The sequence below is a fragment of the Streptomyces sp. NPDC001914 genome (assembly GCF_042891215.1).
GTDB lineage: Bacteria > Actinomycetota > Actinomycetes > Streptomycetales > Streptomycetaceae > Streptomyces.
The window spans coordinates 473,600-487,613 of record NZ_JBIASW010000006.1 but is presented as its reverse complement, the minus strand read 5'-3'; the positions used below and the strand labels follow the sequence as shown (position 1 = coordinate 487,613).

The following is a 14,014-nucleotide window of genomic DNA, read 5'->3' as shown; positions in this document are numbered from 1 at the left end:
GCGCCCGTCTCCGTGCCCTCGCGAGCCTCCCTGGTGAGGGCTTCCCTCCCCTCGTGGGCTCACCCGCCCGGGCTCCCGTACGAGAGCCCGGCTCGTCCCGACGACCGGGTCTCCTTGAGGCGGAACGCGGTCAGCTGTGTATGCCCGTGCCCAAGTCCGTGCCCGTGCCTGTGTCCAAGTCTGTGTCCGGGCCAGCGTCTGTGTCCGTCACCGGGAGGCCCGCGCTCTTCCATGCCTGGAAGCCGCCGACCAGGTCGGTGGCCCGGTGGAGTCCCAGGCGGCGCAGGGACTCGGCGGCCAGGCTGGAGGCGTACCCCTCGTTGCAGAACAGCACGATCCGAAGGTCGCGGCTCGTGGCCTCCGGGACGCGGTGACTGCCCGTGGGGTCGAGCCGCCACTCCAGTTCGTTGCGCTCGACGACGAGAGCGCCGGGGATCAGGCCGTCGCGTTCCCGCAGGGCGGCGTACCGGGTGTCGACCAGAAGCGCCTCACCGCGTTGCACCGCCTCGAACGCCTCCTCGGCCTCCACCCGGTCCAGGCCCGCGCGGACCTGCTCCAGCAGGGCGTCGATGCCCACGGGCTGCCCGGTGTCGCTCACTGCCAGTCCTCCGGACGCTCGACGTGCTCCAGACGCAGGATCTGGCCCGTACGGCTGTACCGGCGGATCTGCGGGAGCGGCGGATAGTAGGCGTGGACCGAGATCGCGTGCTCCTCGGTGGACTCGTTGAGCACCTCGTGCACGTGGTGGCGGCCGAACGCGCGGCCGGTGCCGGCCGACAGTTTCCGCTTCCGGTCGATGTCTTCGGCGAGTTCCAGGGTCTTCCAGCCGTCGGCGGGCAGCCGGGCGGCGAGGGAGTTCTCCTTGAGTTCGCCGGCCGCGGTCAGGAAGGCCCCCACCGATTCGGCGTGGTCGTGCCAGCCGGTCCCGGTTCCGGGCGGCCAGCCGATGAGCCAGGCCTCACTGCCGCCCGGGCCTTCGAGCCGCACCCAGGTACGGCCCTCGGGGTCGAGGGGGAGCGAGGCGATCAGCTCGGCGTCGGCCGCCGTACGCCGTACGAAGTCCAGCAGGTCGGCCTGGGTGGGGACCCGGGACGCACCGGAGACGGCGGCAGGCACGGAGGGGGCAGGGGTGACAGCGGGTGCGGACGTGGAGACAGGGGGTGGCACAGACACTCGGACCGTCCTGAGGGTTCGCGAGAGGGGCGCGCGGAGGCACGGCGGCGGCGCGCGGGAGAAGGATGCGAAGTCAGAAGGACGGGCGACACACGCAGCCCGCATAGCGGACGAGGTCCATATGGACCCTCCGCCACAGGCGCACACAGGTGTCGGTCACGATCCGGAGTAGACCATGGTGGCGAAGACCGGTCAACTCACCGTCACTATATGGACCATGCAGGCCCGAGGAGCCGGGAAACCCGGGCCGGACGGTCACCCGGCGTTCACCGCCTGCCCGCGGTCGCCTCCGTGCCGCTCTCCGCTCCGTTCTCCGCGCCGCCCTCCGTGTCCGCGGACGCCGGTCCGCCGAGTGCCGCCTCGGCCGCCTCGTACAGGTCGGCCGGCCTGACCCCGCCGAACGCGCCGACCAGGTGCCCGTCGGGGCGGATCAGCAGCACGGTGTGCGCCGCCGCACCCGGGTAGTCCTCCGCGACGAGCAGCTCGGCGGGGTGCGGCAGGGCGGTCACGGCGGCGGCGAGCCGCGGCATGACGCCGGCCGTCACCCAGTGCTTGCGCTCCCACACCCCGGTACCCGGAGCGATCAGCACGACGAGCAGGACTCCGCGCCCGAGCCGCTCGCGCAGCCGTACGAACGAGCCGTCCTCCGCGGTCACCCGCACGTCGACGACCGGAGCGCCGGGCTCGGTGTCGACGACGGCGTGCGACTCGGCGGGCGGGGGCATGAGCGGGGAGCCGGTGTACGCCCCCGGCGCGCCCAGCGGGCCGCGGCCCAGGTGGCCGTCCGTGAGCAGCGCGTCGTGTCCGCGGGCGGACCCGGGGACGTAGGAACGCAGGCCGCCGCCGCTTCGCAGCAGGGGCAGCGCCTGGTCCGCTGCGCGCAGCCGGGCGGCGACCACCGCGCGGCGTTCCGTCTGGTAGCTGTCGAGGAGCGCGGTGTGCGGGCCGTGGTGCCAGCCGAGTGCCAGTTTCCAGGCGAGGTTGTCGGCGTCCCGCAGTCCTTCGTCCAGGCCCTGGGTGCCGAGGGCGCCGAGCAGGTGGGCCGCGTCCCCGGCGAGGAAGACCCGGCCGACGCGCCAGCGGCGGGCCAGCCGGTGGTGGACGGCGTGGACTCCGGTGTCGAGGAGTTCGTAGGCGGGGGTGGCACCGCCGCTCCAGCCCGCGAGGGTCTCCCGGATGCGTGCCACCAGCAGGTCGGGGGTGACGAGGTCCTTGCCCGGGGGCAGCAGCCAGTCCAGCCGCCAGACGTCCTCGGCGAGCGGACGGGCGCTCACCTCGCCGGCCGAGGGCCCCGAGGCACGCCACGGCGTCAACCGGTGCAGCAACGCCTCACCGGGCCACGGGAGTTCCGTACGCAGGGCTGCGACGGCGTGCCGCTCGACGGCGGTGCGTCCGGGGAAGCGGATGTCCTGGAGCTTGCGCACCGTCGAGCGCGGTCCGTCGCAGCCGACCAGGTAACTTCCGCGCCACCAGGTACCGTTGGGGCCGCGGGTGTGTGCGGTGACGCCGGAGGCGTCCTGCTCGACGGAGTCGAGGCGGTGGTGCGTGGCGACCTTGACGAGCCGTTCGTGGATGATGGCCTCGCGCAGCGCGCCGGTCAGCGCGTGCTGGGCGATGTGCAGCGGAGCGCTGAACTCCGCGCCGTCCGCGAGGTCTTCCGCCCGCCGGGACGTGCCGGTGGCGCGCGCGGCGTCGGCCCCCCGAGGACCGTCGCCCCACGCCGTCCCGGCGCCAGGGCGCCCGGCGGAGTCCTTCGGTCCCTCCGCGCTCCCGGACGTACGGTCGCCGAACGCGATCTCGCGCATCACCTGCCTGCGCCGCATCGACCGCCATCCGGCCCAACGGAAGCCGGCGTCGTCGAGGGGCAGACCTGTCAGCCGTTCGACGAGCGCGACCGTGTCCTCGCGCAGCACCACGGTCCGCGCGAGCCGCTGTTCGTCCTTGCCCGGTCCCTCGTCGAGGACCACGGAGGGGACTTCCTGACGGGCCAGCGCAAGGGCCAGCGTGAGCCCCACGGGGCCCGCACCGACGATGATCACCGGGTCCACGGCGCGGTGCCCCCTGCACGGAGCTGTGTCCTGAGGGACGTACGGGAACAGGCAGGTGGAGCAGGGTGCACGATCACAGAACGTATGCAACCCATTGCCGCTGCTTGCGTCAAGTGACGGGGTCAGTGGCGGTCCCGTCACTGACCCCATCGGTCACACCGATCGACTGATGTTCGGACGATTCGTCAGAAGAAGACGATTCGTCAGAAGAGGCCCCCGCTCTAGACCCCGCCGCCGCCGGCCCCTGTCCCCGCGGTACCGGCGATCGTCGCGTCGTTCGGCGAGAGCACCGCGCCGGTCGACTTCTTGCCACGGCGCAGCCGCTCCTCCAGCCAGGAGGCGAAGCTGGTGATCGCGAAGTTCACGATGATGAAGATGATGGCGACCACGATGAAGCTCTGGACGACGTTCGCGTAGTTGGCCGCGAGGGTGCTGCGCGCGGTGAGCAGCTCCTGGTAGCCGATCATCACACCGCCCAGTGCGGTGTCCTTCACGATGACGACGAGCTGGCTGACGATCGCCGGGAGCATCACGGTGACCGACTGCGGCAGCAGGATGCTGGTCATCGTCTGGCCCTTGCGCAGACCGATCGCGTACGCCGCTTCCGTCTGTCCCTTGGGGAGCGCGAGGATGCCGGCCCGGACGACCTCGGCGAGGACGGAGGCGTTGTAGAGCACCAGGCCGGTGACGACCGCGTAGAACGGGCGGTCCTCGCTGGCGACGTTCGCGGACCGGGCGTAGAGCTCGTTGGCGAAGAGCATCAGCAGCAGGACCGGGATCGACCGGAAGAACTCGACCACGGCGCCCACCGGGACGCGCACCCAGCGGTGGTCGGAGAGACGGGCGATACCGAGGGCGGCGCCCAGGGGAAGGGCGATCACCATGCTGAGCGCGGCGGCTTTGATGGTGCCCCAGAGGCCCGGCAGCAGATACGTGTTCCAGGCGTCCGCCGTGGTGAACGGCTCCCACAGGGCCCACTTGAGCTGGCCCTTGTCGTCCATGGCCAGCCAGATCCACCACACCAGCAGCGCGAGCAGGACGACGAAGAGGACCGAGAGGAGCACATTGCGGCGCTTGGCCCGGGGGCCGGGGGCGTCGTAGAGGACGGAGGTCATCGCTTCACCGCCAGTCGCTTGCCCAGCCAGCCGAGGAAGAGGCCGGTGGGGAGGGTCAGGACCACGAACCCGAAGGCGAAGACCGCGGCGATGAGGACCGTCTGGGCCTCGTTCTCGATCATCGTCTTCATCAGGGTCGCGGCCTCGGCCACGCCGATGGCGGCGGCCACGGTCGTGTTCTTGGTCAGCGCGATCAGCACGTTCGCCAGCGGGACGATGACGGAACGGAACGCCTGCGGCAGCACGATCAGCCGCAGGGTCTGCCCGAAACCGAGCCCGATCGCGCGGGCCGCCTCTGCCTGGCCGACCGGCACGGTGTTGATGCCGGAGCGCAGCGCCTCGCAGACGAAGGCCGCGTGGTAGCCGACGAGACTGAGCACCGCGAGGCGGAAGCCCTGGACGTCGAAGTTGTCGGGCGCGCCCATGGTCACACCGAAGATGTCCGCGAGTCCGAGCGAGCTGAACACGATGATGACCGTCAGCGGGATGTTCCGGACGATGTTCACGTAGGCGGTGCCGAATCCGCGCATGAGCGGGACCGGGCTGACCCGCATAGCGGCCAGCAGTGTGCCCAGGACCAGGGAGCCGAGGGCGGAGAAGACGGTGAGTTTCACCGTCATCCAGAACGCCCCCAGGACGTCATAACCTTGAAGAAAGTCGAACACGATCTCCCGCGCTTCCGGGTGGTGGCGTACGTGGCGGACGGGGTGGGCGCGGCGTGCCGCCGCCGTGATCGCGGCGGGCGGCGGCACCCCTGCGAGGCCCCGTGTGAACCGCGGTTTCCCGCGTTGCCCGAGGGCCCCCGAGTTACCCGGTGATCCCCGTGTTGCTGGGCGGTGCCCGCGTTACTGGACGATGACGCCGATCTTCGGGGCCTGCTCGTACTTGTAGTTCGCGGGGCCGAAGTTCTTCTCGACCGCCTTCTTCCACGCGCCGTCGCTGACCATCTTCGTCAGCGCGGCGTTGATCTTCTTCTCCAGCTCGGCGTCGCCCTTCTTGATGCCGACGCCGTAGTTCTCGTTGCTCAGCTTGAGGCCGGCGAGCTTGAACTGGCCCTTGTACTTGTCCTGCGCGGCGAAGCCCGCGAGGATCGAGTCGTCGGTGGTCACCGCGTCGACGGCGCCGCTCTGCAGGGCGGCGATGCACTCCGAATAGCCGCCGTACTGCTTGAGCTGGGCCTTCGGGGCGATGGTGTCGTGGACGTTCTGCGCCGAGGTCGAACCGGTCACGGAGCACAGCTTCTTGCCGTTGAGGTCCGTGCCCTTGGCGATGTCCGAGTCCGTCTTGACGAGCAGGTCCTGGTGGGCCAGCAGGTACGGGCCGGCGAAGTCGACCTTCTGCTTGCGCTCGTCGGTGATCGAGTAGGTGGCCGCGATGAACTTCACGTCACCGCGGGCCAGCGCGTTCTCGCGGTCGGCGCTCTTGGTCTCGATGAACTCGATCTGGCTGGGCTTGTACCCGAGCTGTCCCGCGACATAGGTCGCGACGTCCACGTCGAAACCGGCGAAGGAGCCGTCGGGCTGCTTGAGACCGAGACCGGGCTGGTCGTACTTGATGCCGACCTTGATCTTGCCGCCGCCCGACGACGAGGACCCGCTGTCGTCGTTGTCGCTCGAACCGCACGCGGTGGCGGTCACGGCGAGCGCGAGTACGGCGGCCGAGGCGGCGGCTGCCTTGCGGAGCTTCATGATGAACATCCTTTGAGTGAGAGCGGAGTACGGCCGTCGACGGGCGGGTGAAGCGACTGGTCCCGGACGGGGCGCGTGGTGCCTCTGGACGGGGCCCCGGGTGCCGTCCCCTTCGGACGAGTCCCCCGGGTTCCTGGGCGGGAACGTCAGTGGTGCAGGATCTTCGAGAGGAAGTCCTTGGCGCGGTCGCTGCGCGGATTGCTGAAGAACTGGTCCGGCACAGCCTCTTCGACGATGCGGCCGTCGGCCATGAAGACGACCCGGTTGGCGGCCGAACGGGCGAAGCCCATCTCATGGGTGACGACGATCATGGTCATGCCGTCCCGGGCGAGCTGCTGCATGACCTCGAGGACCTCGTTGATCATCTCGGGGTCGAGCGCCGAGGTCGGCTCGTCGAAGAGCATGACCTTGGGGTCCATCGCCAACGCCCGCGCGATGGCGACGCGCTGCTGCTGGCCGCCCGACAGCTGCGCCGGGTACTTGTCGGCCTGGGTGCCCACGCCGACGCGGTCGAGCAGGGCGCGGGCCTTCTCCTCCGCCGCCTTCTTGCCGGTCTTGCGGACCTTGATCTGCCCCAGCATCACGTTCTCGAGCACGGTCTTGTGCGCGAAGAGGTTGAAGGACTGGAAGACCATGCCCACATCGGCCCGGAGCCGGGCGAGCGCCTTGCCCTCCTGGGGCAGCGGCTTGCCGTCGATCGAGATGTCTCCCGAGTCGATCGTCTCCAGACGGTTGATGGTGCGGCACAGGGTCGACTTCCCGGACCCGGAGGGCCCGATGACCACGACGACCTCGCCACGGGTGATCGTCAGGTCGATGTCCTGGAGCACGTGCAACGCGCCGAAGTGCTTGTTGACGCTCTTCAGGACGACCAGTTCGTCGGTCCCGGCCATGGCGTCCTTGGCCGCCGATGCTTCGGTCATCGCTTTGGGGCTCCGTCCTCCTCGGTTTCGGAGGACAGTAGTGACCCCTCACGACCAGCGTCATTACATCTGAGGGGAATCTGAGCATCACGATCTGATAGCAATCGGATACGTGTCGTAGCGACCGCACGGATGCGCGTACCGGCTGGGTAACGGAAGCCCCGGGCAACCCGAAGCCCCTTGACGCCGTCCTTGTCCATCGGCGTGACTTCTTCGGTGCACGCGCGCGTGCACCGCGTTCTCGAAAAGGAACCGTACGACCGATGAGACCCGAGACCGTACGGCCGAGACCGTACGACCGATGAACACCCGAGACCGTACGACCGATGAAACGGTACGACCGATGAGCCGGAGGGGGCCGGAATGAGACTGCTCCTCGTCGAGGACGACAACCACGTCGCCGCCGCCCTGTCCGCCGTGCTGGCGCGGCACGGCTTCGAGGTCACCCATGCCCGCAGCGGCGAGGAGGCCCTACAGGCCCTCGTCCCGGAGAGCGACGGCTTCGGCGTCGTGCTGCTCGACCTGGGCCTGCCCGACCAGGACGGCTACGAGGTCTGCGGCAAGATCCGCAAGCGGACCGCCACGCCGGTGATCATGGTCACCGCGCGCGCGGACGTCCGGTCCCGCATCCACGGTCTCAACCTCGGCGCCGACGACTACGTGGTGAAGCCGTACGACACCGGCGAACTGCTCGCCCGGATCCACGCCGTCAGCCGGCGCAGCGCCCACGACGACGGGGCGGCGCCCGGCGAGAACCTGGTGCTCCTGGGACCCGTACGCATCGAACTCCCCAACCGCCAGGTCACCGTGGACGGTTCGGCGGTCCAGCTCACCCGCAAGGAGTTCGACCTGCTCGCGCTGCTGGCCCAGCGCCCGGGGGTGGTGTTCCGCCGGGAGCAGATCATCAGCGAGGTGTGGCGCACGAGCTGGGAGGGAACCGGCCGCACGCTGGAGGTGCACGTGGCGTCGCTGCGCTCCAAGCTGCGCATGCCGGCACTGATCGAGACCGTACGCGGCGTCGGGTACCGGCTCGTCGCCCCGGCTTCCTAGCGGGCACGGGTGCGTACCCGACTTCTGCCGCTGCTCATCGTCCTGATGGCGGCCGTGCTGCTCGCGCTCGGTGTCCCGCTCGCAGCGAGCGTCGCCGCGCAGCAGCAGCAGCGCGTCGTCGTCGACCGCATCGACGACACCGCGCGCTTCGCGGCCCTCGCCCAGTACGTCACCGACTCCCCGAGCCGCTCCCGGGCCGGCTTCCCGGACGAGCGCGGCCAGACCCTGCGCACCGAACTCGCCCGCTACTACGAGGTGTACGGCATCCGGGTCGGCGTCTTCTACCGCGACGACGAGCCGATGGCCAACGCGCCGGAGACCTGGCTCCTGCCCAAGACCGGACCGGCCCGCGAAGCCTACAAAGAGGCCCTCGTCAGCCGCCGCAGCCACGACCCCCGGCAGGTCTGGCCCTGGCAGCACCACCGCCTCGTCGTCGCCTCCCCGGTCATCAGGGACGGCGACGTCATCGGCGTCGTCGTCACCGACTCGCCCACCGGGCAGATGCGTTCGGCGACCCTGCACGGCTGGCTGATCATCGCCGCGGGCGAGATCGCCGCGATGCTCCTCGCGCTCGGCGCCGCGCTGCGCCTCACCGGCTGGGTCCTCAGGCCCGTACGCGTTCTCGACGCCACCACCCACGACATCGCGACCGGCCGTCTGAAGTCCCGGGTCGCGCCCGCCGGAGGGCCGCCCGAACTCCAGCGTCTGGCGCGGTCGTTCAACGAGATGGCGGACAACGTCGAGAGCGTGCTGGAACAGCAGCGCGCCTTCGTCGCGGACGCCTCGCACCAACTGCGCAACCCGCTCTCCGCGCTGCTGCTGCGGATCGAGCTGCTGGCCCTCGAACTCCCCGAGGGCAACGAGGAGATCGCGTCCGTCCGCACCGAGGGCAAGCGGCTGACCCAGGTGCTCGACGACCTGCTCGACCTGGCACTGGCCGAGCACGCCGAGGCCGACACACGCCTGACCGACATCGGCGCGCTGACCGCCGAACGTGTGGCGTCCTGGCAGCCGGTCGCCGACAGCAGAGGCGTACGGCTGGCCGGCAACTGCCCGCCCACGACCGCCTGGGCCGATCCCATCACCCTGTCCAGCGCCCTGGACGCGGTGATAGACAACGCGGTCAAGTTCACGCCGGAGGGGGAGACCGTCGAGGTGAGGGTCGCCTCGAACGGCGAGTCCTCCACCGTCGTGGTCACCGACGGCGGCCCCGGCCTCGGCGACGAGGACCTGGCCCGGATCGGCGACCGGTTCTGGCGCAGCGCCGCCCATCAGAACATCAAGGGCTCGGGCCTCGGCCTCTCCATCTCCCGGACCCTGCTCGCCGCGGGCGGGGGCTCCATCACGTACGGCCACCACGAACCCCACGGGCTGCGGGTGACGGTGACCGTGCCCAGGTCGGAGCCGACGGCCTGAGCGATTCCGCGGGGTGTCCCCGTCGCGGGGTCTCCCTTTACGGCTTGATCGACCGGTAGTAGCGGCGCGCGCCCTCGTGCAGCGGCAGCGGGTCCGTGTAGATCGCCGTGCGCAGATCCACCAGCTGGGCCGCGTGCACCACCCCGCCGATGCGGTCGCGGCTCCCGATCACCGTGCGGGTCAGCTCCTCGGTGAGGTTCGCGTCCGCGTCGTCCCGGGTGATCAGGAAGTTGGCCACGGCCAGCGTCGGCACGGCGACACCGCGCTGCGCCCTCGGGTAGGCGTCGGCGGGCATCACCGCGGAGCGGTAGTAGCGCGAGCCGCCGCCCTGCTCGTGCAGCTTCTCGATCAGGTCGCTGCCGATCGGCACCAGCCGGATGTCGTCGGTCTTCGCGAGCTCCCGGACGGCGTTCGTCGGCAGACCGCCCGACCAGAAGAATGCGTCGATCTTGTGATCGGCGAGCAGGCCGGGCATGTCCGCGATGCCGACGGCGAGCGGATCGATGTCCTTGCCGGGGTCGAGCCCCGCCGCATCGAGCACATGGTTCGCGATCAGCCGCACGCCGGAACCGCTCGGTCCCACGGCGACCTTCAGGCCCTTCAGGTCCTCCACGGACTGCACGGGCGAGGAACGCAGGACCACCAGGTGCACATAGTCGTCGTAGAGCCGCGAGCAGCCGCGCAGCCGCTTCGCTCCCGGCTTGTCCTGGAGGATGTACGTCTCCACGGCGTCGGCCGCCGCGATGGTGTAGTCGGCCTCGCCCGTGGCCACCCGGCCGATGTTCTGCTGCGACCCGTCGCTGTCCTGCAAGTGCACGTTCAGGTCGGGCATGTCCTTGGCGATGGCGCCCTGCAGGAGCTTGCCGTACATCTGGTACACCCCTTTCGGGGTGCCCGTGCTGATCGTGATCGTCCCGCTCGGGGACTCCTCGCCCAGCGGCAGCAGCCACCACAGCAGCAGCCCGGCGAGCGCGCAGACGGCCGCCGAGCCGAACAGGGCGCGACGCCGGCCGATACGGGTGAGTGCCTGGAACATGCGCGCGATCCTGCCAGCCCGGGCCCGGTCCTGGCCAGGGCGGCCCCGGGAGCGGGCCCCGGCGGGTGGGTAGGCTCGCCGGATGCAGCCGTCCCCGCCGTCGCAGGTCCAGCCCCCCGGATCGCCGAGCCTGCAGGACCAGCCGCCCGGATCGCCCGGCCCGCAGGTCCCGCCGCCCGGATCCCCGGTCTCTCAAGACACCCGGTCCGGATCCCCCGTTTCCGAGGCCGTGCCGGCGACCTCCCCGGCCGCTCTGGTCCGTGAGTTCCATCTCGCCTTCGGGCTCGACGTCCGCGGCACCCCGACCGAGGTCTCCCCGAAGCTCGCCGCGCACCGGGGCGAGCTGCTGGCGGAGGAGGCGGCCGAGGTGGCCGAGGTCGCGGTCGGCGGCCCCCTCGACCGGCTGGCGCACGAGCTGGCCGACGTCGTGTACGTGGCGTACGGCACCGCGCTCGTCCACGGGGTCGACCTCGACGCGGTGATCGCCGAGATCCACCGGGCGAACATGACGAAGCTCGGCCCCGACGGACGCGTCGCCCGCAGGGCCGACGGCAAGGTCCTCAAGGGCGAGCACTACCGGGCACCGGACGTGTCGGAGGTGCTGCGGCGGCAGGGGTGGAGCACACCGGACGCGTAGGACCCGGGACGCCGCCACGCAAGGGCCGCGCCACCGTCCCGGGGGGAAGGCCGCACGGCCGCCGCCATCGCACGGGCACCAGCGACGAGCAGGAGAGCGCATGAACGAGCCGGCCGAACTCGATCTGCCCGTCGAGGGCGGAACCCTCCGTGTCCTCAGGTTCGGCAACGGGCCGCGGACCGCCCTCGCGGCACACGGCATCACCGGATCAGGGATGTCCTTCCGTGCCGTGGCCCGCCATCTCCCCGACGACTGGAGCCTGTTCGCGCCCGACCTGCGCGGACGCGGCGGAAGCGCGGACACCCCGGGCCCCTACGGCCTCGACCGGCACGCCGCGGACCTGTGCGGCCTGGCCCGGCACCTCGGCGACGGCCGGCCGGCCGCCCTGGCCGGCCACTCGATGGGCGCCTACGCCGCGCTCGACGCGGCCGCGCGCCGCCCCGACCTCTTCGACCGGCTGCTGCTCGTCGACGGCGGCCTGCCGCTGCCCGTCCCGCCCGGCACCGACCCCGACGCCGTCCTCGGCGCCACGCTCGGACCCGCACTGGCCCGCCTCGGGCGGACGTACGAGAGCGACGAGGCGTACGTCGACTTCTTCCGCGCGCACCCGGGGCTCGGACCGCACTGGAACGCGGACGTCGAGGCGTACGTGCGCTACGACGTCACCGGGGCCCCGGGCGCGAGACGGTCGAAGGTGCGGGAGGAGGCCGTGCGGCACGACGGACGTGATCTGCTGACGTCCGCCGGCCTGTTCGCCGCCCGCCTCACGGGACTGGGCGTCCCGGCCCTGCTGCTGCACGCCCCGCTCGGACTGCTCGGCCAGGAGCCGCCGATGCTGGAGGCGTCCCTCGTCGACCACTGGACCGGCGGCCCGGGAGGTCTTCGCGCCGAGCTGATCGAGGGCACCAACCACTACACGATCGTCCTCGGCACCGCCGCGAGGACCGTCGCCGAACGGTTCGTCGCGCTGGGTGGATGACCCGCGCCGGACCCGCCGCACGGACCGGCCGCACTCACCCGCCGCACGGACCGGCCGCACTCACCCGCCGCACTCACCCGCCGCACGGGCCGGCCGCACTCACCCGCCGCACTCACCCGCCGCACGGGCCGGCCGCGCGGGCCCGCCCGTACGGAACCGTCCGCCGCCGGCCGGTTCCCGGGCCGCCGGACGCCCCGTCGCCGCACACCGGGTGCCGGAATCCGCACGTCCTGTGACGGAAGGCGGCCGGCGACGGCTCCGGCGTCCGGACGCACTCCCGGCACCGCCTACCCTTGTCCCATGAGCAGCGGCGACCGGAGTCAGGCAGTGGACGTTCAGGAATCCAAGACGTACGAAGTGCGCACCTACGGGTGTCAGATGAACGTCCATGACTCCGAGCGGCTCTCCGGGCTCCTGGAGGACGCCGGTTACGTACGGGCTCCCGAGGGCGCGGACGGGGACGCGGACGTCGTCGTCTTCAACACCTGCGCCGTCCGCGAGAACGCCGACAACAAGCTCTACGGCAACCTCGGCCGCCTCGCCCCGATGAAGACGAAGCGTCCCGGCATGCAGATCGCCGTCGGCGGCTGCCTCGCCCAGAAGGACCGCGACACCATCGTGAAGCGGGCGCCCTGGGTGGACGTCGTCTTCGGCACGCACAACATCGGCAAGCTGCCGGTCCTCCTGGAGCGTGCCCGCGTCCAGGAAGAGGCCCAGATCGAGATCGCCGAGTCCCTGGAGGCCTTCCCCTCCACGCTGCCGACCCGTCGCGAGAGCGCGTACGCGGCCTGGGTGTCGATCTCCGTCGGCTGCAACAACACCTGCACCTTCTGCATCGTCCCTGCCCTGCGCGGCAAGGAGAAGGACCGCCGGACCGGCGACATCCTGGCGGAGATCGAGGCACTGGTCGGCGAGGGCGTCTCCGAGATCACCCTCCTCGGGCAGAACGTGAACGCGTACGGCAGCGACATCGGCGACCGCGAGGCCTTCAGCAAGCTGCTGCGCGCCTGCGGCAAGATCGAGGGCCTGGAGCGCGTGCGCTTCACCTCGCCGCACCCGCGCGACTTCACCGACGACGTGATCGCCGCCATGGCCGAGACGCCGAACGTGATGCCGCAGCTCCACATGCCGATGCAGTCCGGCTCCGACACCGTCCTGAAGGCCATGCGCCGCTCGTACCGCCAGGAGCGCTTCCTCGGCATCATCGAGAAGGTCCGGGCCGCCATCCCGCACGCGGCGATCACCACCGACATCATCGTGGGCTTCCCCGGCGAGACCGAGGAGGATTTCGAGCAGACCCTCCACGCCGTCCGCGAGGCCCGCTTCTCCGCGGCCTTCACGTTCCAGTACTCCAAGCGCCCCGGCACGCCGGCGGCCACCATGGAGGGCCAGATCCCCAAGGAGGTCGTCCAGGCGCGCTACGAGCGTCTCGTCGCCCTCCAGGAGGAGATCTCCTGGGACGAGAACAAGAAGCAGGTCGGCCGGGTCCTCGAGCTGATGGTCGCCGAGGGCGAGGGCCGCAAGGACGGTGCCACCCACCGTCTCTCGGGCCGCGCCCCCGACAACCGGCTGGTCCACTTCACCAAGCCCGACGCGGAGGTCCGCCCCGGTGACGTGGTGACCGTCGAGATCACCTACGCCGCCCCGCACCACCTGCTCGCCGAGGGCGCCGTCCTGGACGTGCGCCGCACCCGCGCGGGAGACGCCTGGGAGAAGCGCAACGCCGCCGAGGCCGCCAAGCCGGCCGGCGTCATGCTGGGCCTGCCGAGGATCGGCGCCCCGGAGCCGCTTCCGGTCGCCACGGGCAGCGGCTGCGGCTGCGACTGACCGAGACCGTCACGAAGGCCTGCCCCCGCTCCGAGGCGCGGGACTGGGGCGGCATCGGAGTGGACCCCGGACCTGATCGGTCGGACGGAACCGGGGGCGGACCGGATAGCACGTACGGGACC

14 protein-coding genes are annotated in these 14,014 nt (G+C 71.2%); 5 read left to right on the top strand and 9 right to left on the bottom strand.

Features of this window, described 5'->3' with window-relative positions; all coding sequences use genetic code 11:
* Positions 1 to 130 precede the first annotated feature (130 nt).
* The 8 genes from ACFYYF_RS20315 to ACFYYF_RS20280 form a co-directional block, all read right to left on the bottom strand.
* On the bottom strand, positions 131 to 604 hold the full coding sequence (locus ACFYYF_RS20315; protein ID WP_388777599.1) for a rhodanese-like domain-containing protein: 474 nt from the start codon (positions 602 to 604) through the stop codon (positions 131 to 133).
* Positions 595 to 1,116 carry a cysteine dioxygenase gene (locus ACFYYF_RS20310; protein ID WP_388777523.1) on the bottom strand — a complete coding sequence of 174 codons (522 nt, stop codon included), beginning with the start codon at positions 1,114 to 1,116 and terminating at the stop codon, positions 595 to 597. The genes ACFYYF_RS20315 and ACFYYF_RS20310 overlap by 10 nt, the downstream gene beginning before the upstream one ends.
* Positions 1,117 to 1,246: 130 nt before the next feature.
* Positions 1,247 to 1,318, bottom strand: coding sequence for a putative leader peptide (locus ACFYYF_RS20305; RefSeq protein ID WP_318658241.1), 72 nt, complete (start codon positions 1,316 to 1,318; stop codon positions 1,247 to 1,249).
* A 121-nt stretch (positions 1,319 to 1,439) separates the two neighbouring features.
* Complete coding sequence (locus tag ACFYYF_RS20300) at positions 1,440 to 3,221, bottom strand: FAD-dependent monooxygenase (protein WP_388777520.1); 1,782 nt, start codon at positions 3,219 to 3,221, stop codon at positions 1,440 to 1,442.
* Positions 3,222 to 3,442: 221 nt separating this feature from the next.
* Positions 3,443 to 4,336, bottom strand: a complete 894-nt coding sequence (locus ACFYYF_RS20295) for an amino acid ABC transporter permease (RefSeq protein ID WP_388777517.1) — start codon at positions 4,334 to 4,336, stop codon at positions 3,443 to 3,445.
* A complete protein-coding gene (locus ACFYYF_RS20290) occupies positions 4,333 to 5,001 on the bottom strand; it encodes an amino acid ABC transporter permease (protein ID WP_388777596.1) in 669 nt (222 codons plus the stop codon). The genes ACFYYF_RS20295 and ACFYYF_RS20290 overlap by 4 nt, the downstream gene beginning before the upstream one ends.
* Before the next feature lie 180 nt (positions 5,002 to 5,181).
* A complete protein-coding gene (locus ACFYYF_RS20285; RefSeq protein ID WP_388777514.1) occupies positions 5,182 to 6,024 on the bottom strand; it encodes a glutamate ABC transporter substrate-binding protein in 843 nt (280 codons plus the stop codon).
* Positions 6,025 to 6,170: 146 nt separating this feature from the next.
* Positions 6,171 to 6,947 (bottom strand): amino acid ABC transporter ATP-binding protein, encoded by a 777-nt coding sequence (locus tag ACFYYF_RS20280; protein WP_361687727.1) that lies wholly within the window; start codon positions 6,945 to 6,947, stop codon positions 6,171 to 6,173.
* A gap of 363 nt (positions 6,948 to 7,310) precedes the next feature.
* Between ACFYYF_RS20280 and ACFYYF_RS20275 the strand changes: the two genes are divergently transcribed.
* Together ACFYYF_RS20275 and ACFYYF_RS20270 are read left to right on the top strand one after the other, a co-directional pair.
* A complete protein-coding gene (locus ACFYYF_RS20275) occupies positions 7,311 to 7,997 on the top strand; it encodes a response regulator transcription factor (RefSeq protein WP_361687730.1) in 687 nt (228 codons plus the stop codon).
* A 9-nt stretch (positions 7,998 to 8,006) separates the two neighbouring features.
* Entirely contained in the window at positions 8,007 to 9,413 is a 1,407-nt protein-coding gene (locus ACFYYF_RS20270) for a sensor histidine kinase (protein ID WP_388777511.1), read from the top strand.
* A gap of 37 nt (positions 9,414 to 9,450) precedes the next feature.
* Here ACFYYF_RS20270 and ACFYYF_RS20265 read toward each other — a convergent pair whose 3' ends face one another.
* A complete protein-coding gene (locus tag ACFYYF_RS20265) occupies positions 9,451 to 10,449 on the bottom strand; it encodes a TAXI family TRAP transporter solute-binding subunit (RefSeq protein ID WP_388777509.1) in 999 nt (332 codons plus the stop codon).
* A 229-nt stretch (positions 10,450 to 10,678) separates the two neighbouring features.
* Here ACFYYF_RS20265 and ACFYYF_RS20260 point away from each other — a divergent pair, with 229 nt between their 5' ends.
* The 3 genes from ACFYYF_RS20260 to miaB all read left to right on the top strand — a co-directional run bounded on the left by ACFYYF_RS20260 (position 10,679) and on the right by miaB (position 13,892).
* Complete coding sequence (locus ACFYYF_RS20260) at positions 10,679 to 11,086, top strand: MazG nucleotide pyrophosphohydrolase domain-containing protein (RefSeq protein ID WP_388777506.1); 408 nt, start codon at positions 10,679 to 10,681, stop codon at positions 11,084 to 11,086.
* A gap of 100 nt (positions 11,087 to 11,186) precedes the next feature.
* Positions 11,187 to 12,065: an alpha/beta fold hydrolase gene (locus tag ACFYYF_RS20255; protein WP_388777503.1), complete on the top strand. Its 879-nt coding sequence runs from the start codon at positions 11,187 to 11,189 to the stop codon at positions 12,063 to 12,065.
* 300 nt (positions 12,066 to 12,365) lie between these two features.
* Positions 12,366 to 13,892, top strand: a complete 1,527-nt coding sequence (gene miaB / locus ACFYYF_RS20250) for a tRNA (N6-isopentenyl adenosine(37)-C2)-methylthiotransferase MiaB (RefSeq protein ID WP_361687745.1) — start codon at positions 12,366 to 12,368, stop codon at positions 13,890 to 13,892.
* Positions 13,893 to 14,014 lie beyond the last annotated feature (122 nt).